The sequence below is a fragment of the Pseudonocardia sp. P-1 genome (assembly GCF_058111925.1).
The window spans coordinates 1,563,008-1,584,869 of the sequence record NZ_CM176614.1 but is presented as its reverse complement, the minus strand read 5'-3'; the positions used below and the strand labels follow the sequence as shown (position 1 = coordinate 1,584,869).

The following is a 21,862-nucleotide window of genomic DNA, read 5'->3' as shown; positions in this document are numbered from 1 at the left end:
GGGCACCTCTCAGAAGGACGGGCGGCGCTGCAGCGAGAACTGGACGACGTCGAGGTAGCCGACGCGGAACCCGGCCTCGCAGTAGCCGAGGTAGAACTCCCACATCCGCCGGAACGTCTCGTCGAAGCCGAGCGCCTCGACCTCGTCCCACCGCGCGAGGAAGCGGGTGCGCCAGTGGCCCAGGGTGCGGGCGTAGTCGTAGCCCAGGCTCCGGCGCTCGGCGACGCGCAGCCCGCCGGTGTGCCGGGCGAGGTTGTCCTCGATGGCCTCGACCGACGGGATGATCCCGCCGGGGAAGACGTACTTGTGGATCCAGGTGTAGTCGTTGCGGGCGACCATCATCCGGTCGTGCGGCATGGTGATCGACTGCAGGCCGACCCGCCCGCCCGGCTTGAGCAGCCGGTCCAGCGCGGCGAAGTACGTCGGCCAGTACTCGACGCCGACGGCCTCGATCATCTCGACCGACACGACGGCGTCGTAGGAGCCCTGGGCCTCGCGGTAGTCGCGCAGCAGCACCTGCACCCGGTCGGCCACGCCCGCCTCGGCGAGCCGCGCCTCGGCGAGGGCCTTCTGCTCCTGCGAGATCGTCAGCGTGGTGACCCGGGCGCCGCGCTGCGCGGCCCGCGTCGCGAGCCCGCCCCAGCCGGTGCCGATCTCCAGCACGTGCATCCCGGCCTCGACGCCCGCCATGTCCAGGATGCCGTCGATCTTGCGTTCCTGGGCGAGGACGAGGTCGTCGGAACCGTCGGCGAACCAGCCGGCGGAGTAGGACATGGTGTCGTCGAGGAACAGCGCGAACAGCTCGTTGGACAGGTCGTAGTGGCGGTGGATGTTCTCCCGCGACCCCTCGACCGAGTTGACCTCGGCGGTGGGCCGGCGGGCCTCGGCGAACCGGCGGCCCAGCCGCTGCAGGGCGGGCGGCACCAGCGTCGACAGCCGGGCGGCGAACGGGGTGAGCAGCCCGGGCAGGTCGGTGGTCGTCCAGTCGCCGACCATGTACGACTCGCCGAACCCGATCTTGGAGTTCGCGCCGAGCCGGTGGAAGAACGCCGACGGGCGCTCGATGCGCATGACGGGCGAGGTCGGGCCGCCCGCACCGAGCCGCTCCCCGCCGGGGAACACCACCCGCACCGGCAGCGACCGGACCGCGTTGCGGAACAGCGACTCCGCGATCCGGGCCTTGGCCGGAGCCACGGGCGGTGTCGCCAGACCGGGCCACACACCCTCGTTGGGGCGGGGCACGGCGTGCCTACGGGGCCGGGCGCCGCGCACGCCACCGGGGGTGGGCACGGCGATCCCGTCGTGCTGCATGGTCATCGCGTGACCCCTTCCTGGTGCTGATCCTGTGTGGAGTGTTCGTCGGGGAGGCCCGCGCGGTTCTGTGGTGGCCGGGCCGGTTTCGGCACGACCGGCAGCTTCGTCCACAGCGCGATGCCGTGGCGCCGGATCAGCGCCGCGGTCCGCTGGGTGACCAGCGGGCGGCGCAGCACCGTGCGCGCCACCTGCCGGGTGGTCGCGGGCCTGCGGATCCCGGCCAGGGTGGCGACGAACGCGGGCGCACCGTCCTGGTGCAGCGTGATCGCGATGCCGAGCCGGTCGTCGGGCTCGGGCAGGCGCATCGTGTAGTGGCCGTCGACCGTGAGGAACGGCGAGACGTAGAACTCCTTGTCCACGCCCGCCCGCCCCGACGGGTCCGGGTGCAGCAGGTAGCAGTGCCGCTCGCCGTAGGTGTTGTGCACCTCCGCGACCACGCAGGCGAGCGTGCCGTCGGCGCGGTGGCACCAGAACACCGAGATCGGGTTGAACACGTAGCCGAGCACCCGGGCGTGGGCGAGCATCAGGACCCGGCCCCCGGCCAGGTCGATGCCGTGCGCGGCCAGGTAGGTGTCGACGTTCTCCCGGATCCCGCGCTCCGGGTCCCCGAGGTGGTCGCGGGCGTCGAAGCGGGCGAACGGGCGCAGCCAGAACGGCAGCCGCGGCAGCGCGTCCAGGTCGACGAGCCAGTAGTAGATCGAATGCGAGAACGCCGTCTCCAGGTCGCGCCGGCGGGCGTGACGGACCTCGGCGTCGTAGAGCGCCGGGGTGCTCACCAGCTCACCCCGAGCGCGCGGGCGGCGCGCACGCCCGAGGCGCAGCCGTCCTCGTGGAAGCCCCAGCCGTGGTAGGCACCGGCGTAGGCGGTGACCGGGGTGTCCAGCTCCGGCAGGCGGCGCTGGGCGGCCACCGATTCCGGCGTGTACACCGGGTGCTCGTAGGTCATCCGCGCGACGACGGCGTCCGGGTCGATCCGCCCGGCGCCGTTCAGCGTGACCACCCAGTCGTCGGGGTCGGTGAGGCGCATCAGCCGGTTCATGTCGTAGCTGACCAGGACCGGGGCCGCGGTGCCGTCGGATCCGCCTGGCCCGCCCGTGGCGTCCGCACAGGCGGGCTTGAGGTAGTTCCAGGACGCCCGGGCGCCGGACCGGCGCGGCAGCAGCGAGGTGTCGTGGTGCAGCCAGGTCTCGTTGCGGGAGTAGGTGAACGCCCCCAGCACGGCCCGCTCGTCGGCGGTGGCGCCGTCGCCGAGGACCGCCAGCGCCTGATCGGGGTGGGTCGCGAGCACGACGTGGTCGAACGCGGCGACGGTGTCGGCGTCGTCGCGGACCTCGACGCCCGCGGTCGAGCGCAGGACCGAGCGGACCGGCGTCGCGGTGCGCACCGCCGGGAGCTGCTTGACGACACGGTCCACGTAGGAGCGGGACCCGCCGGTGACGGTCCGCCACTGCGGGGAGCCGCCGATCCCGAGCATGCCGTGGTGGTCGAGGAAGGTGAACAGGTAGCGCGCCGGGTAGTCCAGCGAGAGCGCCGCGCCCGCCGACCACACGCAGGACACCACCGGGATCATGAAGTGCTGCACGAAGTAGCGGGAGTAGCCGCCGATCGCGAGGAACGCCCCGAGCGTCACATCGCCGGCGGACTCCTCGGCCAGGACCCGGCGTGCGTGCCGGTGGAACCGCACGACCTCGCCGAGCATCCGCAGGTAGGCCGGCCGGGCCACGTTGGAGGCCTGCGGGAACAGACCACCCAGCTTGCGGGCACCGGCGTACTCCAGCCCGCAGCCGTCGCAGCGCACCGACATCGACATGTCGGAGTCCTGGGTGGCCACCCCCAGCTCGCCGAACAGGCGCAGCAGGTTCGGGTAGGTGCGGTCGTTGTGGACGATGAACCCGGAGTCGACGTGGGTGGTCCCGCCGTCCGAGGACGCCAGCTCGTGGGTGTGGGCGTGCCCGCCCGGGCGGGCGTCGGCCTCGTACAGCGTCACGTCGTGGCTGCGGGACAGCAGGTAGGCGGCCGTCAGACCGGACACCCCGCTGCCGACCACGGCGACGGTCGGACGCGCCTGCGGTGCACTCACCTGTCAACTCCTTCGAGGGCGACCCGCAGCCCGGCCGGGGCGGGTTCCGCCATGGCGTTCGCGATGACCGGGTCACGGGGTTCGGCCCCGAGCTCGCCGAGTGCGAAACGTCGCACCAGGGCGGTCCAGTCACCGGCGCGGCGGAGCATGGCGTGGCCGTCGCCGAGCACGTCGAAGCGGGCGACCCGGTCGGTCACCGACCGGGCGCGCAGGGCGTAGGCGTAGGACGCCGCGGGGTCGGTCATCCGCTCCCGGTCGCCGTGCGCGATCAGCACCGACCGCCCGGCGAGCTGGTCGACCGGGTCGGAGCCCTCCAGCCAGGGGGCGAGCCCGCACACCGCGACGACGCCGGGTGCGCCCGCCGCCCGCAGCACCGCGCGGGCACCCATCGAGTGCCCGACGAGCACGACCGGGCGGCCCGGGTAGCGGCGCGCGAGCTCGTGGACGGCCCACTCGGCGTCGCGGTAGGCGTCCATGGCCGGGCCGTTCCAGCCCCGCACCCGGTAGCGCAGCAGGTGCACCGCGACGCCCGAGCCCGTCCCGGTCCGGTGGGCGCGCCCGCCGCGCTCCAGGGAGTGCGCGAACGGCAGCATGCGCAGCAGGGCCAGCCCGCGCCGGGCGGGCGCCGTGGAGTGCGACTTCCCGCCGTGGGCGACGAGCACGACACCGGCCGGTTCGGGGTGTCGGTCGCCGGCGTTCTCCAGCCACGGACTCGGATCGGGCACGGGGCGCCTCGCAGGGGACGGGGTGCACGGGGCACCGGGACGGTCTCGGCGCGTGTTCGTCCGGCGGCCCGGTGGTGGCCGGTCGGTGGGACCGTCCTCACATCGGGTCGGCCCGGACACGGTCCGCGACCGGTGCGTACCCGTCGACCCTAGATCGGGTCCGCAGTACCTCGCTCGTCGAGACATCTCGGCGCGCGGGGATCGCTCGAACGGGTGAGGTGTGCATCACCTCCGGTGGTCGCGGCCGGGGTGGGTAGGACCACGGACGCATCCGGTCGTCGTGAGGGGCGAAGATGGTCGCGTGCCCGGGACCGGGCGCCGCGGACGGACGGGCGGGGAGAGGACGACGACGATGGGCGTGCCACCGGAGCTGACGGTGTGGCAGAAGGTCGTGGCGACGGTGCGACGCCGGCGTCGCGGGTCGGGCTTCTGGTTCGGGCTCGCGATCGCGGTGATCTGGCCGTTCGTCGTCTTCGGGACCCGGCTGGGCTGGCGCGGCGCGGAGCACCTGCCGCGCACCGGCGGCGCCCTGCTGGTCGGCAACCACGTCTCGTTCTCCGACCCGATCTTCGACATCGCCTTCGGCACCGCGCACGGCCGGATCCCGCGGTTCCTGGCCAAGGGCGAGCTGTGGTCGGTGCCGGTGGTGAAGTGGGTGCTCGGGCACGGCGGGCACATCCCGGTGTACCGGTCGTCGAAGCGGGCGGCGGAGTCGTTCACCGGCTCGATCGACGCCCTGGAGCGCGGGGAGATCGTCGCGATCTACCCGGAGGGCACCTACACCCGCGACCCCGGGCACTGGCCGATGAAGCCGAAGAACGGCGTCGCCCGGATCGCGCTGCGCTCCGGCGCCCCGGTGATCCCCATGGCGAACTGGGGCACCCAGGACTTCCTGCCCGCCGACGGGAAGCCGACGCCGTTCCCGCGCAAGCGGGTCACGGTCGCGCTCGGCCCGCCGGTGGACCTCTCGGAGTTCGCCGGGAAGCCGCTCACGAAGACCACCCTCGACGCGGCCACCGCGAAGATCATGGACGCGGTGACCGGGCTGCTCGAGGAGCTGCGCGGGGAGACCCGCCCGGCGACGACGTACGACCCGGAGGCGCGGCCGCGTCCGGAGGCGCCCGGCGAGCCGCTCGACCCGGCCGAGCGCGCCGCCGGCTGACCCTCAGATCTCCAGGCCGAGCAGGGCGTTCTCGATGACCTCGGGCAGCGCCGGGTGGATCCAGTACTGCCCGGTCGCGATCTCGGAGACGGTCTGGCCGAACACCATCGCCTGGATCAGCTGCTGGACCAGCGTCGACGCCTGCGGCCCGAGCAGGTGCGCGCCCAGCAGTCGTCCGGTGCCCTTCTCCGCGACCAGCTTGCAGATGCCGGTGCGGTCCTCCATCGCCCAGCCGTAGGCGACGTCGCCGACGTTCTGCACCTTGACCGCGATGTCGAACCCGGCGTCGCGGGCCTCGGTCTCGGTCATCCCGACCGAGGCGATCTGCGGCTCGGTGAACACCGCGGCCGGGACGAAGTCGTGGTTGGTGGCGCGCAGGTCGTCCGGGTGCGCCAGGTTGTGCCCGACGATCTTGGCCTCGTGGTTGGCCACGTGCTTGAGCTGGTGCGGGGAGCTCACGTCGCCCAGCGCCCACACGCCGGCCGCGGACACGCTGCGCTGGTACTCGTCGACGGCGACCCGGCCGTCGGCGTGCACGGTCACGCCGCCCCGGTCCAGGTCCATCCGGTCGCCGTTGGGCATCCGGCCGGTGGCGACGAGCAGCGTGTCGGCGACGACGGTGGAGCCGTCGTCGAGGGTGATCTCCACCTCGCCGGGGCCGCCGCTGCCGTCGCCGGACAGCGCGGTGACCTGACGGCCCAGCCGGCAGTCCCAGCGGGCGGTGGCGACCTCGGTGAACCGGTCGGACAGCGTGTCGTCGAGGTGGCGCAGCAGCTTCGGTCCGCGGGCGATGACGGTGACCTCGGCGCCGAGCGCGGAGAACACGTGCGCGAACTCGGACGCGATGTAGCCGCCGCCGAGGATCGCGAGCCGGCGCGGGACGTCGTCGACCCGCATCACCGTGTCGGAGGTCTCGAACGGCACGCCGGCGTCGTGGACCAGCGGCGGGATGCTCGGCCGCGACCCGGCGGCGATGACGATCCGGTCGCCGGTGACGGTGTCGGTGCCGGAGCCGTCGGTGCGCTCGACGCCCAGCTCGCGCTCGCCGGTGAAGCGGGCGTGCCCGAAGTACACGGTGACGTTGGGGCTGCGGTCGACCCGGTAGGAGCGCCCACCGTCGGAGATCGGGTCGATCCGGCCGAACACCCGGTCCCGGATGTCGGTCCAGCGGACCTTGTCGACGGTGCCGTCGACGCCGTAGGTGTGCGCGTGCCGGATGGTCTCGGCGACGTCCGCGGCGTAGACGTACATCTTGGTCGGGATGCAGCCGACGTTCAGGCAGGTCCCGCCGAACACCCCGTGCTCGACGATCGCGACGTCGAGATCGGCGAAGCGTTCGTCGATGAAGGTGTTTCCGGAACCGGTGCCGATGACGACCAGATCATGGTGGGCCACGTCGCGAGGCTAACCGCTTCCGCGGGCCCGCGACGCTCTGGTACCCCTCTGCGGATGACCGTTCCCACACCGGCCGCGGCGACCCCGACCCTGCACCGCGCCTGGGCCGCCGACCTCGACCCGGCCACCCTGTACGCGCTGCTCGCGCTGCGCACCGCGATCTTCGTCGTCGAGCAGGAGTGCCCCTACCAGGAGCTCGACGGGCGCGACCTCGAACCGCGCACCCGGCACCACTGGCTGGCCGACGGCGGCACGGTCGTCGCGACCCTGCGGCTGCTGGCCGACCCCGGCGGGGTGCTGCGGATCGGCCGGGTCTGCACCCGCGCCGACGCGCGCGGACGCGGGCTGGGGCACCGGCTGATGGACTCGGTGCTCGCCGAGGTCGGCGACCGCCCCTGCGTGCTCGACGCCCAGGAGGTCCAGGAGCCGTTCTACGCCCGGCACGGATTCGTGCCGGCGGGGGAGCGGTTCGTCGAGGACGGCATCCCGCACGTCCCGATGGAGCGCCGCCGCTCCTGAGCGGGGCTCAGCCCGCGGCCCGCTTGCGCAGGTCCGGCGGGAACTGCCCGGCGTCGATGCAGGCCTGCGACCAGCGGTCCAGGTCGGCGGTGACGCCGTCGAGGTCGTCGCCCAGCGCGGCGACCAGGTCGTCCTGGGAGGCGTCGGTGGCGGCCTCGACCCGGTCGCGGAAGCGGCGGCCGTCGTCGGTGAGGGCGGCGTCGGGCCCGGCGGAGGTGGTCAGGCCCTCCTCGGCGAGCCTGCGGGCGCCCGCGTCGGCCATGTCCTGCGGCCAGGCGCGGGTGCCGGAGTACTCGCCGAGCGGGTAGCCGACCCACAGCTCGGCGAGGACGCCCATCCGCACCGGGTCCAGCCCGGCCGCGACGGAGGCGGCCACGTGGCCGTCGCCGCGGTGCTCGCGCACCAGGTCGGCGGCCCGCCACAGCCGCCCGGCCGGATCCTGCGGACGGGGCCGGGCACGCAGGGCGGAGAACAGCGGCCTGCCCGCGCCGGACACCGCGTCGACGGCGCGCTCCAGGATCCCGGCGACCTCGGCGACGCGGCCCGCGTCGGTCTCCTCGCCGAGGACCGCGCGCAGGCTCGCGGCGGTCTCGGCGTCGCGCAGCTGCTGCAGCTCCTCGACGTCGACGAGGCGCAGCGCGTCCTCCCAGGTGGAGCCGACGAACCCGGGCTCGAACACGGCGAACGCGGCGGCGACCAGCTCCCCCGGCGCCCGGCCGCCGAACGGTCCGCCGCGCCCGCCGACGTAGGCGGTGAAGAAGTCCAGGCCGCGGGCGCCGACGGCGTCGCCGACCCGGGAGGACCAGACGTCGTGCATCGCGACCGGTTCGAGCGCGTCGCGCAGCCGGCGGGCCGGTGCGCCGCCGGTCACCGCGCCGGGCACCTCGATCCCCTCCGGTGCGGCGGCGAAGAAGACCCGGACGGCCTCGGCGTGGTCCACGTGCGCTCCTCGCGGGGTTCGGCGGCGCTGCCGGCCCGACGGTAGTTCCTCGGCCGGTGGCGCACGACCGGACGGCGGGCGTGCCCCGCGCGTCGCCGTCGCCGGGACGCCGAGTGCGCGATACTCCCGCGCGTGCCCGGAACCGGAGGGTGCGCGAGCGGACACGCTGGGAGAGGAAGGCGGAACGGATGAGCGACGACCGACGGGGCGGCGACTCCCCGGCCTGGGGGCGGGTCGGACCGGAGGACCCGACGGCGGACCCGGCGACCCATCCGGCGCTGCGCACACCCGACCCCACGGCCGATCAGCCGACCGTGGCGGTGCCGGTGGAGGGCGGCGGCCCGGGCTCCGAGGCCACCACCGAGAAGCGCGCGATCCCGCACACCCGCACCGGCGGGCTGTGGGCCGCGCTGATCCTCTCGGCGGTCGTGCTGATCTTCCTGCTGGTGTTCATCCTGCAGAACACCGAGCCGGTCGCGATCAACTTCCTGTGGCTGACCGGGACGCTGCCCACCGGGGTGGCGCTGCTGTTCGCCGCGATCGCCGGGATCCTGCTGGTCGCCGTGCCCGGGACGGGCCGGATCCTGCAGCTGCGCCGGCAGGCGCGGCGAGGCTGACCCGCACGGGTCGCGGCCGGGGCGCCTGCCGCGACCCGGGGGAGGTCAGCGCCGTCGGCGCGGCCGGTCGGTGCGCGCGGCCCCGCCCGCGGCCGGGCGGCGGCGGGGCGCCGGCTTCGGCGGCTTGGCGACGACGATCGGCTCGCCGGACGGCTCCCGCGCACCGGTCACGCGGACCAGGTCCGGGTGCCCCGGGCGGATCGTCGAGACCTCGGCGGAGACCCCGGCCTGGCGGGTGAGCAGGTCCACCTCGGCGCGCTGCTCGGGCATCGCCAGCGTCACCACGACGCCGTCCTCACCGGCCCGGGCGGTACGCCCGGCACGGTGCAGGTAGGCCTTGGGGTCGGCGGGCGGGTCGACGTGCACGACGAGCCCGACGTCGTCGATGTGGATGCCGCGGGCCGCGACGTCGGTCGCGACGAGCACCGGCACCGCACCGGAGCGGAAGTCGTCGAGCGCGCGGTTGCGCTGGCTCTGCGAGCGGCCACCGTGCAGCGGCCCGGCGGCGACGCCCTCGCGGCGCAGCACCCGCACCATCCGGTCGGCGCCGTGCTTGGTGCGCACGAACAGGATCGTGCGGCCCTCCCGGGCGGCGATCTCGGCGACGACGCGGGACCGGTCGTCGCGGTCGACGACGAGCACGTGGTGCTCCATCGTCGCGACGCTGCCGGTCGGCGGGGCGACCGAGCGGGTCACCGGGTCGGTGAGGTGGCGCCGGACCAGCGTGTCGACGTCGCCGTCGAGGGTCGCGGAGAACAGCAGGCGCTGCCCGTCGGCGGGGGTGCGGTCGAGGATCGCGCGGACCTGGGGCAGGAAGCCCATGTCGGCCATGCGGTCGGCCTCGTCCAGCGCGGTGATCGTGACCTCGGACAGGTCGCAGGTGCGCTGCTGCAGGTGGTCGGACAGCCGGCCCGGGGTGGCGACCAGCAGGTCGACCCCGCGCCGGAGCTCGGCGACCTGCTTGTTCATCGACATCCCGCCGACGATGTCGGTCACCCGCAGGTCGACCGCCTTCGCCAGCGGCGCCAGGACCGCGACGACCTGGGTGGCGAGCTCGCGGGTCGGGACCAGCACCAGGCCGCGCGGGGCGGTCGGGCGGGAGCGCTCCCCGGCCAGGCGGGCCAGCAGCGCGAGCCCGAAGGCGAGGGTCTTGCCGGACCCGGTCTGGCCGCGTCCGAGCAGGTCGCGCCCGGCGAGGGTGTCGGGCAGCGTGGCCGCCTGCACCGGGAACGGGGCGGTGAAGCCCTGCTCGGCCAGTGCCTTGGTCAGGCGCTCGGGCAGGCCCAGCTCGGCGAACGAGGGCATGCCGTCCTCGGGCTCGACCCACTGCGGCTCCGGCTCCGCCTTCGGGGCGGCGGCGCGGGCCGGGGCCGGACGCGACGCCGCGGCGCCGCCACCACCGCGGCGGCCGCGGCGGGCGGCCGGACGGTCACCGCCGCGCTGCGCGGACCGGGCGGGGCCGCGGTCGACCCGGCTCCCGTCCTGGAGGTGCTCGCGACGCTCGGCGCGGTTGCCGCCGCCGTCGCCGGAGCGCTCGCCCCGGGCGGAGCGGTCCCCACGGGGGGCGCCGGAGCGCTCGCCGCGGGCGGGGCCGCCGGTGCGGGCGCCCCGGGCCGGACGCGGGGCGTCGCGGCGGTCGTCGTCGCGGGCGGGACGGTCGCGGCGGTCGTCGCCGCGGGTCTCGGTGCGGCGGTCGTCGCGCCGGGCCGACCCGCGGTGGGCGCCACCGTCGGCGGACGGCCCGGACGGGCGGGTGGCCCGCCGGCGGGCGGGACGGTCGGACGTGGCGCCGGCGTCGGACGACGGCGGGCGGAACTGCGGCCTGGTCAAGACAGGTCTCCTCGAGAACGTGGCACGTCCTGCGGAGACCTCGGGGGAGGTGTGCTCGGCCGACGGGCCCGGGCGCGGCGGCGCGTCGTCGCGGTGCGCGCTCCGTGATGGAAGGGCTCGGCCCGGCGGCTCTGGCGGCCGGGCGCTCGTCGATCCACACTACGCGCCGTACCCGTGCTCCCCGGTGCCGGGCCGTCGGGGCGCGACGCGTGACGCCGCGTCGCGCCCCGGGGGACGGCGGGGCGGGTCAGCCCAGCAGGGTGCGTTCCCGCAGCTCGGTGAGGAGCCGCCCGGGTGCGGCGGGGTCGAGCCCGCGGGCGACGAACCAGTCGCCGATGCGTCGGACGTCACGGTCCAGGAACTCCGGTCCCTGCGGGTTCCCGACGACGTCGACGACCTGTGGCAGGTCGATCAGTACCGCCCGGCCGTGGTGGACGAGCACGTTGTAGGCCGACAGGTCGCCGTGTGCCCAGCCGAGGTCGGCGAGCACGCCGAGGGCGTCGACGAGGTCGTGCCACAGCGCGGTCAGCTCGCCCGCGTCCGGGCGCAGCCCGGCGAGCCGGGGTGCGGCGCGCCCGTCGGGCGTGCCGAGGAACTCCAGCAGGACCTCGGTCCCGTCGACCGACACCGGGTAGGGCACCGGGGCGCCCGCGGAGTGCAGCCGGGCGAGCGCGGCGAACTCGGCCGCCGCCCACTGCCCGGCGATGAGGTCGCGGCCCAGCGCGGTGCGCTGCGCCATCGCCCGTGTCTCCCGGGAGCGCCGGACGCGGCGCCCCTCCAGGTAGCCGGCGTCGCGGTGGAACATGCGGTGCGCGGGGTCGCGGTAGCGCTTGGCGGCGAGCAGCACCCCGTCGTGGCCGGGGAGTCCGCGTTCGACGAGGTGCACGTCGGCCTCCTTGCCGGTCTTGAGCACCCCGCGCTCGTGGTCGACGGCGCCGGTGTCGGTCACCAGCCAGCCGGGGCGGGGGTGCGGGCCACGGGCGCCGGCGGGCAGCCCGGGCCAGGTGGACCAGCGGTCACCACCGCCGGGGACCTCGGCGGTGTCGGGGTCGTGCCCGGCCCGGCCGTCCAGGGCGAGCGCGGCGGTGTCGGCGCGGCCGGGACGGGGGCGGGGCTCGTCGTCGTCGAAACGGCGGCGACGGCGGACGGGATCGGGACGGTCGGACGAGTACACGTGCGGCTCCGGAGGCGGCAGGGGGTGCCGCGCGGAGCCGGACCTCAGGGGCCGGCCGTACCGCGCGACGGGGACGGTGCGGGCGGGTACGCGCTGCGCACCCGGACACGACGGACGGCCATCGGTACGCACCCCCCGCTCGCACCGCGCGGCCCTGCCGCGCCACCGGTCCCTCCGGCCGGTGGCGACCCTGCCGGACGCCGTCCCGGCCCGCCACCGGTTTTCCGCCCCGCGCGGGCCCCGCGCTCAGCCGAAGGCGCTGAGGGCGCCGAGCCCGACCGCGGCGAACAGCGCCGCCCACACCACGACGGCCACGACCTGCCAGACCACGACCTGCCGCCGGTCCAGTCCGGCAGCGACCATCCCGAACGCGGTCACCGAGATCGCCATCAGGGTCGGGGCCAGCAGCGACGCGACCGGGACGCCGTAGCGGTCCACCCGGGCGATCACCTTCCGCCGCCGTTCCGACGGCGGCCGCGACGCGCGGCGGCCGAGTCCCCGCCGGGCCCGGTCGCCCAGCCGCACCGCGACGACCAGGGCCAGCACGTTGCCCGCGATCGCCCCGGCGGCGGCGAGGAGCACCGGCATGCCGGTGACCGTCCCGACCAGCGTGCCCGTGTAGGACTCCAGGAACGGCACCACGCCGATCACGAACACCGCCAGGAACTGCCACACCGGGCCCACGGCGGCGACCCACAGGTTCAGCTGCTCCACCATGCCCGGATCATGCCGTATGTCCGACTCGGTGCGCGGGTTCAGGCCGGGATGACGAGATCCAGGTGGTCGCCGTCGCGCTCGACGACGTGTCCCGCCCGCCGCGCGATCCGGGCCACCGCGCCGGCGTCGGCGGGCTCGGCCCGGGAGGTCGCCAGCAGCCGGGCCAGGCCGCCCTTGTGCGACTTGTTGTGGTGGCTGACGACCGACCGACTCCCGTCCGGTCGCCGGGCCAGCACGTTCACCGTCACCGCGCCGGGGACCGTCCCGAGCGCGGCGTAGCCGCCGGAGCGGAGGTCGACGACGAGCTCGCCGTCGGCGATGCGGGCCAGCAGCGGGTCGAGCGCCGGTCGCCAGCGCGCGGCCAGGGTGCCCGAGCCGGGCAGCTTCGAGCCCGCCGAGAGCCGGTAGGGCGGGATCGGGTCGTCGGCCCCGAGCAGTCCGAACAGCGCCGAGCACACCGCGAGCCGGGATCGGGCCCGGTCCCGGGTGGCGCGGGTGAAGGAGCCGGCGTCGAGGGCGTGGTAGAGGACCCCGGTGTAGCGGTCCAGCGCGGGCAGCGTCGGGTTCGTGCGCAGCGCGGCGTTGCGGTCGATCTCGGCGTCCTGGCGCTGCGACACCTCGAGCGCGGCGCGCGCGGCCGGCCGATCGCCGGCCAGTGCGACGAGCTCGTCGCAGAGGTCCGTGCGGACGGGGCCGAGGTCGGCGTCGTGGGAGAGCGCGGCGAGGTCGAGCGGCGGGCCGTCGCCGCCGTCACGCTTGGTCTCCGAGGGCGGCAGCAGGACGAGCACGGCGCATCAGACTAGTGATCGCCGCGCGCGGCCGTTGTGCCCGCCGGGGGACCGCACTAGGTTCGGGCCCGTGACCTGCCTGGTGGCGCGCATCCACGTCGACTGCATGCGGATCACGAGCGCGGCCTGTCGCCCCTGCCGCTGACCCGCGCTCGTCCGAGGGCCCACGTACGCGTCCGCCCCGCCACAGCCCCTGTAACCGCCGCGATCGACCGACCCGGGCCCGGCCCGCCTCGGCACGCTCACACCGGCGGTCGACCCGAAGAGGAGTCCCACCGTGACCGACCCCGACACCACCGCCAACTGGTCGTTCGAGACCAAGCAGGTGCACGCCGGCGCTGCACCCGACCCGACCACGAACGCCCGGGCCACGCCGATCTACCAGACGACGTCCTACGTCTTCCGCGACACCGACCACGCCGCGAACCTGTTCGGGCTCGCCGAGTTCGGCAACATCTACACGCGGATCATGAACCCCACCCAGGACGTGCTGGAGCAGCGCGTCGCCGCGCTGGAGGGCGGGGTCGCGGCCCTGGCCGTCGCGTCCGGGCAGGCCGCGCAGGCGCTCGCGATCCAGAACATCGCCGAGGCCGGGGACCACATCGTCTCCAGCGCCTCGCTCTACGGCGGCACCTACAACCAGTTCCACTACACCTTCCCGAAGATGGGTATCGAGGTCACCTTCGTGGAGGACCCCGACGACCTGGAGGAGTGGAAGGCCGCGATCCGGCCGAACACCAAGGCCCTCTACGGCGAAACGCTGGGCAACCCGCGCGGGAACATCCTCGACATCGCCGCCGTCGCCGGTGTCGCGCACGCCGCCGGGGTTCCGCTGATCGTCGACAACACCATCCCGACCCCGTACCTGGTGCGGCCGATCGAGCACGGCGCCGACATCGTCGTCGAGTCCCTGACCAAGTTCCTCGGCGGCCACGGCACCTCGGTCGGCGGCATCATCGTCGACTCCGGGACGTTCGACTGGGTCGCCAACTCCGCCAAGTTCCCCGGCCTGACCAGCCCGGACCCGAGCTACCACGGCGCGGTGTTCACCGACGCCGTCGGCCCGATCGCCTACATCATCAAGGCCCGTGTGCAGCTGCTGCGCGACCTCGGCCCGGCGATCTCCCCGCAGAACGCGTTCCTGATCCTGCAGGGCATCGAGACGCTGTCGCTGCGGATGGACCGGCACAACCAGAACGCCCAGGCGCTGGCCGAGTGGCTGGAGGGGCGCGACGAGGTGGAGCAGGTCCACTACGCCGGTCTCCCGTCCAGCCCGTGGCACGCCCTCCAGCAGAAGTACCTGCCCAAGGGCGGCGGCGCGATCGTGGCCTTCGAGCTGCGGGGCGGTGTCGAGGCGGGCAAGAAGTTCGTGAACGCCCTCGAGCTGCACAGCCACCTCGCCAACATCGGCGACGTCCGCAGCCTGGTCATCCACCCGGCGTCGACCACGCACAGCCAGCTCTCCGCGGAGGAGCAGCTCGCCTCCGGCGTGACCCCGGGCCTGGTCCGGCTGTCGGTGGGCCTCGAGGGCATCGAGGACCTCAAGGCCGACCTGGACGCCGGTTTCCGCGCCGCGAAGGGCGCCTGAGAGCGGATCTGATTACCTGGTGTCCGTGAACGACTTCGAGCTCCCTCCCGCCAGCGGCGCCTGGCGGGAGGGGGACGACCCCGGCCGCCGCCACTTCCTCGACCTGCCCGCGCCGCTGAAGCTGGCGGCCGGCGGGGAGCTGCCAGGCGTGCGCCTGGCCTACGAGACCTGGGGCGAGCTCGCACCGGACGGCTCCAACGCCGTCCTCGTCCTGCACGCCCTCACCGGCGACGCGCACCTGGAGGGCCCCGCCGGCCCCGGGCACCCGACGTCCGGCTGGTGGCCCGGGCTGATCGAGCCGGGCGGACCGCTGGACCCGGCCCGCTGGTTCGTCGTCGCGCCGAACGCGGTCGGCGGCTGCCAGGGCAGCACCGGTCCGGCGTCCCGTGCGCAGGACGGGCGGACCTGGGGCAGCCGGTTCCCGACGGTCACCGTGCGGGACACCGTCGTCGCCGAGCAGTACCTGGCCGACGCGCTCGGCATCGACGCGTTCGCCTGCGTGATCGGCGGCTCGATGGGGTCCATGCGGTCCCTGGAGTGGGCGGCCACCGAGCCCGACCGGGTACGGCGGCTGTTCCTGCTCGCCGGGCCCGCGGCGTCGTCGGCGGACCAGATCGGCTGGGCGAGCCCGCAGATCCAGGCGATTACCGGCGACCCGCACTGGCACGGCGGCGACTACCACGACACGCCGGAGGGGCCGTGGCGCGGACTCGGCGTGGCCCGCCGGATCGCGCACCTGTCCTACCGCTCGGGCTACGAGCTGGCGACCCGCTTCGGCCGCGACCCGCAGCCGGGCGAGGACCCGCTCGACGGCGGCCGCTACGCCGTGGAGTCCTACCTGGACCACCACGCGCACAAGCTCGTGCACCGCTTCGACGCCGCGTCCTACGTGCGGCTGACCCAGGCGATGAACCACCACGACGTCGGCCGCGACCGGGGCGGGGTGACCGCGGCGCTGTCGCGGGTGAGCGCCCGCACCTACGTCGCCGGGGTCACCTCCGACCGGCTCTACCCGCTCGCCGACCAGCAGGAGCTGGCCGACGGCATCCCGCGCGCCGACCCGCTCAAGGTGATCGACTCGCCGTACGGGCACGACGGGTTCCTGGTGGAGACGCCGACGGTGGCCCGGCTGCTGGCCGAGCTGCTGGACGAGGCGGTCTGAGCCGCCGGGACCGCGCCCACCGGGCGCGGCCACCGGCCGGAACGCCGTCAGCCCAGGTTCTCCCCGTAGACGCGCTGCACCCGCATCGTCATCAGCACCCGCCGGTCCCGGACCATGACCTCGCGGTACTCGTCCCAGTCCGGGTGCTCCCCGGCGGCGGCGCGGTACCAGTCGACCAGCGCCTGCACGGCCGGTCCGTCGGGCGAGTCGTCGGGCCCGACGAGCTCGACCGGGCCCTCGGCCGTCGCCCAGGAGCGGCCGTCGGTGCTCTCCACCGACAGCGCCGCCCGCGGGTCCCGCCGCAGGTTCGCGGTCTTCGCCCGCCCCTCGGTCATCGACACCTGCACCGTCCCGGCAGCGCGGTCGTAGTACGGCGTCACCGGCGACAGCTGGGGCATGCCACTGCGCTTGATCGTCGCGAGGACGCCCTGGCGTGCCCCCGCGAGCAGCTCGTGCTGTTCGTCTCCCATGCCCCGAGTCTGCCCGCTCCGGAACCGGGATGAGCGGCTCCGGGGTCCCTCGCTACCCTTCTGCAGGTGTTGACCCGGATGTCGTCGCTGTTCCTGCGCACCCTGCGTGAGGACCCGGCCGACGCGGAGGTACCCAGCCACAAGCTGCTGGTCCGCGCCGGTTATGTCCGTCGCGTGGCCCCGGGCGTGTACTCCTGGCTGCCGCTCGGTCTCACGGTGCTCCGCCGCGTCGAGAAGGTCGTGCGCGAGGAGATGGACGCCATGGGCGGCCAGGAGATCCAGTTCCCGGCGCTGCTGCCGCGCGAGCCCTACGAGGCGACGAACCGGTGGACCGAGTACGGCCCGAACCTGTTCCGCCTGAAGGACCGCAAGGGCGGTGACTACCTGCTCGGCCCGACCCACGAGGAGCTGTTCACCCTCGCGGTCAAGGGCGAGTACTCGTCGTACAAGGACTACCCGGTCATCCTGTACCAGATCCAGAACAAGTACCGCGACGAGGAGCGGCCCCGCGCGGGCATCCTGCGCGGCCGCGAGTTCCTCATGAAGGACTCCTACTCCTTCGACCTCACCGACGAGGGCCTGTCGGAGTCCTACCGCAAGCACCGCGACGCCTACGTGAAGATCTTCGACCGGCTCGGGCTGCGCTACGTGATCGTGTCCGCGACCTCGGGTGCGATGGGCGGCTCGGCGTCGGAGGAGTTCCTCGCCGAGTCCGAGACCGGCGAGGACACCTTCGTCCGCGGTCCCGGCGGCTACGCGGCCAACGTCGAGGCCGTCACCACGCCCGCGCCCCCCGCGGTCCCGCTCGACGGGCTGCCCGCCGCGCAGGTGCACCACACGCCGGACACCCCGACCATCGAGTCGCTGGTGACCTTCCTCAACGCGCACACCGAGCGCACCTTCACCGCGGCCGACACGCTGAAGAACGTGCTGGTGAAGACCCGGCAGCCCGGCGCGGACGAGTGGGAGCTGCTGGGGATCGGCGTCCCCGGCGACCGCGAGGTCGACATGAAGCGCCTGGAGGCGTCGCTGGAGCCCGCCGAGGTGGCGCTGCTCGACGAGGCCGACTTCGCCCGCAACGGGTTCCTGGTCAAGGGCTACATCGGGCCGGGCGCGCTCGCCGCGAACGGCGTCCGCTACCTCGTGGACCCGCGGATCGTCACCGGCACCGCCTGGGTCACCGGCGCGGACAAGGCCGACCACCACGTCGTCGACCTCGTCGCGGGCCGCGACTTCACCCCGGACGGCACGATCGAGGCCGCCGAGGTCCGCGCCGGGGACCCGTCCCCGGACGGCACCGGCGTGCTGGAGGCCGCCCGCGGCATCGAGATCGGGCACATCTTCCAGCTCGGCCGCAAGTACGCCGACGCCTTCTCCCTCGACGCGCTCGGCCCGGACTCCAAGCCGGTCCGGATCACGATGGGCTCCTACGGCATCGGTGTCTCCCGGCTGGTCGCCGCGATCGCCGAGCAGTCCCACGACGGCTCCGGCCTGGTGTGGCCGCGGTCGGTGGCGCCGTTCGACGTGCACGTCGTCGTCGCGGGCAAGTCCGCGGAGCTGCTGGCGGGCGGCGAGGCCGTCGCCGCCGAGCTGGAGGCCCAGTGCCTGTCGGTCGTGCTCGACGACCGCAAGGCGAGCCCCGGCGTGAAGTTCGCCGACGCCGAGCTGATCGGCGTGCCGACGATCGTCGTCGTCGGGCGGGGGCTCGCCGACGGGAAGCTGGAGCTCAAGGACCGCGCCACCGGCGAGCGGAGCGAGATCGACCGCGCCGGTGCCGCCGAGCTCGTCGCGGGGATCGTCCGCGGGGCCTGAGCGGCACCGCCACCGCACGGGCGGGTCCTCGCCGGAGGGGCCCCCGCTCCGTGCGTTCCTCCGATCAGCCGGGGCGGACCGCCGAGGCGGCGAGGTCGGTGAGGGCCGAGCGGGGGACCGCGTCGCCCGAACCGCCGCCCGCGTCCGCGGCGACGACCAGCATCGCGACGCCGACCGACCCGTCCCGGGCCTGGGTGCGAGGGACCGCCAGCACACCGACCGCGCCGTCGGTGGCGCGGCACCCGCCGGCCCCCGACGCGGTGCCGTCGGTGCGGACCGTGGCCTCGACCCACGTCCCCGGTTCACCGCTGCCCGGACGTGGTCCGGGCGGCCCGACCGCCACCTGCGGTGCGGAGCCGGCGTAGGCCGACTCCCCGGCGCCGCGGGCGAACGCCTGCGCGGCCTGCTCGACCGTCGTCCCGGCCGGGACGGCGACGAGTGCGGCCGCGGCGACCCCGCGCGGCGCGGCGCCGACGGGGCAGTCGCCCGCGGCGAACGGCGGCGCCTCGGCGAGCCGGGCGAACGGCACCCCGAACACGTCCAGGGCGGGCGCGCCGGCGGTCGGGGCCGTCCAACCGGGCGGGGGCGTGACGGCGAACGCGGCGGGCTCCGCGGCCGGGGCGGGTGCGGGGCGGCCGGTCCGGCCGATCCGGCCGGGGTGGCGGTGGTGGAGTCCGGGCGGATGCCGCCGAGCCCGGCCACCGCGCCGGCCACGACCAGCACGGCGACGGCGGCGGCCAGCGCGGGACGCAGCCGTCGCCCGGATCCGGGGAGGGGTCGCCCGGGCGCGACGGTGTCGCGGGAGCCGGGCGGTCGGTCGTCGTCGTCCGGCCGGAGGTCACCGGCGCAGCGTACGGCGGTGTCGCGCGACCCCGGTGCGGTGTTCCGTCGGGCGGGCGGCCGTGGTCGCCCGGCGGTCCGGGGCGTGCGGCGGGGCTCAGCCAGGCAGCAGCGTCAGCCGTACCGAACGCGTCGGGTTGTCGATGTTGGTGTCGACCAGGCAGATCGACTGCCAGGTCCCCAGCGCCGGACGGCCGTCGATCACCGGCACCGTCGTCGACGGCGGCACGAACGCGGGCAGTACGTGGTCGCGCCCGTGCCCGGAGCTGCCGTGCCGGTGCCGCCACCGGTCGTCGGCGGGGAGCAGCTCGCGCAGATGCTCGAGCAGGTCGGAGTCGCTGCCCGCGCCGGTCTCGATGACGGCGATGCCTGCCGTCGCGTGCGGCACGAAGACGTTGAGCAGGCCGTCACCGGCACCGCAGTCGGACAGGAAGCGTTCGATCCGGTGCGTCAGGTCCACGACGGTCTCCTCGGAACCGGTCCGGATCTCGATCAGCTCGCTGTGCACGCCGGAGACACTAGGACGCTCACTACGCTCGGGCAGCGTGGACGACACCGTCACCGTCGCCGGGTGGGAACTGCCACACCGGCCCGGCTACCTGAACACCGCGAGCATCGGCATCCCGCCGCTGCGGGCGTCGGCGGTGGTCGCCGACGTCGTGGCGCGCTGGGCGGTCGGCGCGGCCTCGCCGAAGGACTTCGACGACGACGTCGAGGCGGCCCGCGCGGGGTTCGCCGCGATCACCGGGGTGCCGGTCGCCGACGTCGCGCAGGGCGCCACGACCTCCGGCCTGATCGGTCCGCTCGCCGCGTCGGTGCCCGACGGCACCCGCGTGCTCGTCGCCCGCGGCGAGTTCTCCTCGGTGACCCGGCCGTTCGCGGTGCAGGCCCACCGCGGGGTCCGGGTGACCGAGGTGCCGCTCCCGGAGCTGGCGGCCCACGCCGCCGACCACGACCTCGTCGCGGTGTCGGTGGTGCAGTCCGCCGACGGCGCGATCGCCGACGTCGACGCGCTGCTCGCCGCCCGCGCCCGCAGCGGCGTGCGGCTGCTGTTCGACGTCACCCAGGCCGCCGGGTGGCTCCCGCTGCGTCTGCACGACGCCGACGCCGTCGTCGGGGCCGGGTACAAGTGGCTGCTCGCGCCGCGCGGCACCGCCTGGCTGGCCCGGCGTCCGTCGTGGGTGGACGGGCCGCCCGCCGGGGCCTGCTGGCCGGAGCCCGTCCCGCACTCCGCGGGCTGGTACGGCAACCGGGACCGCTGGGGCGGCGGGCTCTACACCCCGGACCCGCCCGCGCGGCCCGGACCGGCAGGCGGCGAGGAGGCCCCCGTCTGGTTCGCCCACGCCGGCGCCGCGGTGACGCTGCCCTGGCTGGCCTCGCTCGACGCCGACGGCCTGCGCGCGCACTGCGTCGGTCTCGCCGACACCCTGCGCGAGCGGCTCGGGATGCCGCCCGCCGGGTCGGCCATCGTGTCGGTGCGCGCCGAGGGGGCCGCCGACCGGCTGGCCGCGGCCGGGATCACCGCGGCCGTGCGAGACGGGGCCGCCCGGCTGGCGTTCCACCTGTCGACCACCCCCGACGACGTCGAGGCGGCCGCCGCGGCGCTCCGCTGAGCGCCGCGACCCCTCAGCTGCGGCCGGGGAACACCGGCACGACGGGGGACCGCTCGGTGACCCCGCGCCAGTACGCGAGCCGGCCGGTGCACTCGACCATCGCCTTCAGCCCGGCCTCGCGCAGCGGGACCGACGACGACCGCTCGGTCACCGACCGCCAGGCGGCGATCGCGTCGGTCTCGGCCGACACCAGCAGCGCCCCGGCCGACACCCCGTCGACGACGGGCTGCGGGGCCGCGTACGCCGGCTGCGCCGAGACCGGCCGCTGCCCGATGTCGGACAGGGTCTGGGTGATCTGGCCGCGCAGGGTGGTGTGGGCCTCGATGTCGCCGCGGGCCCGGGTCGCCCACTCCGGCGGGATGAACGCGAGCGCCATCTTGTACGCCCACAGCGCCGCGTGCTCGCAGGCGAGTGCCCGCTGCAGCGCCTCGACGGTGACCTGGGGGACCTGCGGCTCGTCGTCGGAGGACTGCCGCGGCCGAGGACCCGCGCTCACGCCGGCGCCCCGGTCAGGACCGCCGCGTAGGTGGCGCAGCAGGCGGCGACCTCCGCGACCAGACCCACCTGCAGCGCCGAGGCTCGGGGGACGACCTCGCCCGCGCTGCGGGCCGACCCGGCGACCGCGTCGCGCACCGCGGCGAGGTCCCCCGACGGCGGTGTCGCGGGGGCGGCGATCTGGCCGGGAGTGCGCCCGCCCGCCTGGTCCAGCGCGGCGGCGTGCTCCATCCGGGCCGCGCGCAGCGGCTCCAGCCGGCCCGCGAGCGACGGGTCGCCGGTCACCGCGGCGACGATCAGCGCGGCGTCGGACCGGGCCGCGTCGGCGAGCGCGAGCAGGGCGTCGGAGGCGTCCTCGGTGCGCGTCGTCGCGCTCGAGCAGCCCGCCAGCGGCACCACCGCGGCCACCGCGGCCGCGGTGGCCAGCACCTGACGCCGCGTCGGGCGGACACCGCCGCGGCGGGTCACCGGCGACGGGGCCACCGACGGCGGCGGCCCGGCCGGGGACACCCGGGGCGACACGGATGGCTCGCGGTCGTTCACGTCGGGTCATGCTGCCAGCACGTGCCGGGCCGCCCGGCACCGACCGTGCCCGCCCGGGCCGCGGACGACCGCCCACCG

General features: G+C 75.5%; 22 protein-coding genes. 7 read left to right on the top strand and 15 right to left on the bottom strand.

The annotated features are described in order from the left end of the window. Positions 1–9: 9 nt before the first annotated feature. The 4 genes from AC0GKK_RS07600 to AC0GKK_RS07585 are packed head-to-tail and all read right to left on the bottom strand — an operon-like array spanning position 10 to position 4,119. Complete coding sequence (locus AC0GKK_RS07600; RefSeq protein WP_489883481.1) at positions 10–1,317, bottom strand: class I SAM-dependent methyltransferase; 1,308 nt, start codon at positions 1,315–1,317, stop codon at positions 10–12. Then, positions 1,314–2,090 (bottom strand): DUF1365 domain-containing protein, encoded by a 777-nt coding sequence (locus AC0GKK_RS07595; RefSeq protein ID WP_208822470.1) that lies wholly within the window; start codon positions 2,088–2,090, stop codon positions 1,314–1,316. The genes AC0GKK_RS07600 and AC0GKK_RS07595 overlap by 4 nt, the downstream gene beginning before the upstream one ends. Beyond that, positions 2,087–3,394 (bottom strand): NAD(P)/FAD-dependent oxidoreductase, encoded by a 1,308-nt coding sequence (locus AC0GKK_RS07590; RefSeq protein WP_489883480.1) that lies wholly within the window; start codon positions 3,392–3,394, stop codon positions 2,087–2,089. The genes AC0GKK_RS07595 and AC0GKK_RS07590 overlap by 4 nt, the downstream gene beginning before the upstream one ends. Further along, a complete protein-coding gene (locus tag AC0GKK_RS07585) occupies positions 3,391–4,119 on the bottom strand; it encodes an alpha/beta hydrolase (RefSeq protein WP_405418581.1) in 729 nt (242 codons plus the stop codon). The genes AC0GKK_RS07590 and AC0GKK_RS07585 overlap by 4 nt, the downstream gene beginning before the upstream one ends. Positions 4,120–4,471: 352 nt before the next feature. Here AC0GKK_RS07585 and AC0GKK_RS07580 point away from each other — a divergent pair, with 352 nt between their 5' ends. Beyond that, positions 4,472–5,281, top strand: coding sequence for a lysophospholipid acyltransferase family protein (locus tag AC0GKK_RS07580; protein ID WP_226355786.1), 810 nt, complete (start codon positions 4,472–4,474; stop codon positions 5,279–5,281). 3 nt (positions 5,282–5,284) lie between these two features. On the opposite strand, the gene AC0GKK_RS07575 is transcribed toward AC0GKK_RS07580, so the two are convergent. Further along, positions 5,285–6,676, bottom strand: a complete 1,392-nt coding sequence (locus AC0GKK_RS07575; RefSeq protein WP_405418579.1) for a mycothione reductase — start codon at positions 6,674–6,676, stop codon at positions 5,285–5,287. 54 nt (positions 6,677–6,730) lie between these two features. Here AC0GKK_RS07575 and AC0GKK_RS07570 point away from each other — a divergent pair, with 54 nt between their 5' ends. Further along, complete coding sequence (locus tag AC0GKK_RS07570) at positions 6,731–7,195, top strand: GNAT family N-acetyltransferase (protein WP_178376820.1); 465 nt, start codon at positions 6,731–6,733, stop codon at positions 7,193–7,195. Between the two features lie 7 nt (positions 7,196–7,202). Here the strand turns inward: AC0GKK_RS07570 and AC0GKK_RS07565 are convergent, their stop codons facing one another. Continuing rightward, positions 7,203–8,135 (bottom strand): SCO6745 family protein, encoded by a 933-nt coding sequence (locus tag AC0GKK_RS07565; RefSeq protein WP_489883479.1) that lies wholly within the window; start codon positions 8,133–8,135, stop codon positions 7,203–7,205. Between the two features lie 188 nt (positions 8,136–8,323). Here AC0GKK_RS07565 and AC0GKK_RS07560 point away from each other — a divergent pair, with 188 nt between their 5' ends. Then, a complete protein-coding gene (locus AC0GKK_RS07560) occupies positions 8,324–8,752 on the top strand; it encodes a LapA family protein (RefSeq protein ID WP_178376818.1) in 429 nt (142 codons plus the stop codon). 45 nt (positions 8,753–8,797) lie between these two features. Here the strand turns inward: AC0GKK_RS07560 and AC0GKK_RS07555 are convergent, their stop codons facing one another. The 4 genes from AC0GKK_RS07555 to yaaA all read right to left on the bottom strand — a co-directional run bounded on the left by AC0GKK_RS07555 (position 8,798) and on the right by yaaA (position 13,261). Next, complete coding sequence (locus AC0GKK_RS07555) at positions 8,798–10,582, bottom strand: DEAD/DEAH box helicase (protein WP_489883478.1); 1,785 nt, start codon at positions 10,580–10,582, stop codon at positions 8,798–8,800. 247 nt (positions 10,583–10,829) lie between these two features. Next, the gene (locus tag AC0GKK_RS07550; RefSeq protein ID WP_489883477.1) at positions 10,830–11,756 is read right to left on the bottom strand and encodes an RIO1 family regulatory kinase/ATPase domain-containing protein; all 927 of its coding nucleotides are present in this window, start codon (positions 11,754–11,756) and stop codon (positions 10,830–10,832) included. A 246-nt stretch (positions 11,757–12,002) separates the two neighbouring features. Next, on the bottom strand, positions 12,003–12,473 hold the full coding sequence (locus AC0GKK_RS07545) for a hypothetical protein (protein ID WP_489883476.1): 471 nt from the start codon (positions 12,471–12,473) through the stop codon (positions 12,003–12,005). Between the two features lie 38 nt (positions 12,474–12,511). Continuing rightward, positions 12,512–13,261, bottom strand: coding sequence for a peroxide stress protein YaaA (yaaA, locus tag AC0GKK_RS07540; RefSeq protein ID WP_405418574.1), 750 nt, complete (start codon positions 13,259–13,261; stop codon positions 12,512–12,514). A 277-nt stretch (positions 13,262–13,538) separates the two neighbouring features. On the opposite strand from yaaA, the gene AC0GKK_RS07535 reads away from it, so the two are divergent. Continuing rightward, complete coding sequence (locus AC0GKK_RS07535; protein ID WP_489883475.1) at positions 13,539–14,849, top strand: bifunctional o-acetylhomoserine/o-acetylserine sulfhydrylase; 1,311 nt, start codon at positions 13,539–13,541, stop codon at positions 14,847–14,849. 25 nt (positions 14,850–14,874) lie between these two features. Beyond that, a complete protein-coding gene (gene metX / locus AC0GKK_RS07530) occupies positions 14,875–16,011 on the top strand; it encodes a homoserine O-acetyltransferase MetX (protein WP_489883995.1) in 1,137 nt (378 codons plus the stop codon). A 47-nt stretch (positions 16,012–16,058) separates the two neighbouring features. Here the strand turns inward: metX and AC0GKK_RS07525 are convergent, their stop codons facing one another. Continuing rightward, positions 16,059–16,481, bottom strand: a complete 423-nt coding sequence (locus AC0GKK_RS07525; protein ID WP_073578140.1) for a PPOX class F420-dependent oxidoreductase — start codon at positions 16,479–16,481, stop codon at positions 16,059–16,061. 66 nt (positions 16,482–16,547) lie between these two features. On the opposite strand from AC0GKK_RS07525, the gene AC0GKK_RS07520 reads away from it, so the two are divergent. Beyond that, positions 16,548–18,293 (top strand): proline--tRNA ligase, encoded by a 1,746-nt coding sequence (locus AC0GKK_RS07520; RefSeq protein WP_489883474.1) that lies wholly within the window; start codon positions 16,548–16,550, stop codon positions 18,291–18,293. Between the two features lie 64 nt (positions 18,294–18,357). Here AC0GKK_RS07520 and AC0GKK_RS07515 read toward each other — a convergent pair whose 3' ends face one another. Beyond that, a complete protein-coding gene (locus AC0GKK_RS07515; protein WP_489883473.1) occupies positions 18,358–18,822 on the bottom strand; it encodes a hypothetical protein in 465 nt (154 codons plus the stop codon). Positions 18,823–19,230: 408 nt separating this feature from the next. Beyond that, positions 19,231–19,641: a secondary thiamine-phosphate synthase enzyme YjbQ gene (locus AC0GKK_RS07510; protein ID WP_208826695.1), complete on the bottom strand. Its 411-nt coding sequence runs from the start codon at positions 19,639–19,641 to the stop codon at positions 19,231–19,233. A gap of 37 nt (positions 19,642–19,678) precedes the next feature. Here AC0GKK_RS07510 and AC0GKK_RS07505 point away from each other — a divergent pair, with 37 nt between their 5' ends. Further along, positions 19,679–20,746 carry an aminotransferase class V-fold PLP-dependent enzyme gene (locus tag AC0GKK_RS07505; protein ID WP_489883472.1) on the top strand — a complete coding sequence of 356 codons (1,068 nt, stop codon included), beginning with the start codon at positions 19,679–19,681 and terminating at the stop codon, positions 20,744–20,746. A 13-nt stretch (positions 20,747–20,759) separates the two neighbouring features. On the opposite strand, the gene AC0GKK_RS07500 is transcribed toward AC0GKK_RS07505, so the two are convergent. Next, complete coding sequence (locus AC0GKK_RS07500; RefSeq protein ID WP_062401114.1) at positions 20,760–21,242, bottom strand: ferritin-like domain-containing protein; 483 nt, start codon at positions 21,240–21,242, stop codon at positions 20,760–20,762. Then, positions 21,239–21,784 (bottom strand): hypothetical protein, encoded by a 546-nt coding sequence (locus AC0GKK_RS07495; protein WP_489883471.1) that lies wholly within the window; start codon positions 21,782–21,784, stop codon positions 21,239–21,241. The genes AC0GKK_RS07500 and AC0GKK_RS07495 overlap by 4 nt, the downstream gene beginning before the upstream one ends. Positions 21,785–21,862: the final 78 nt, after the last annotated feature.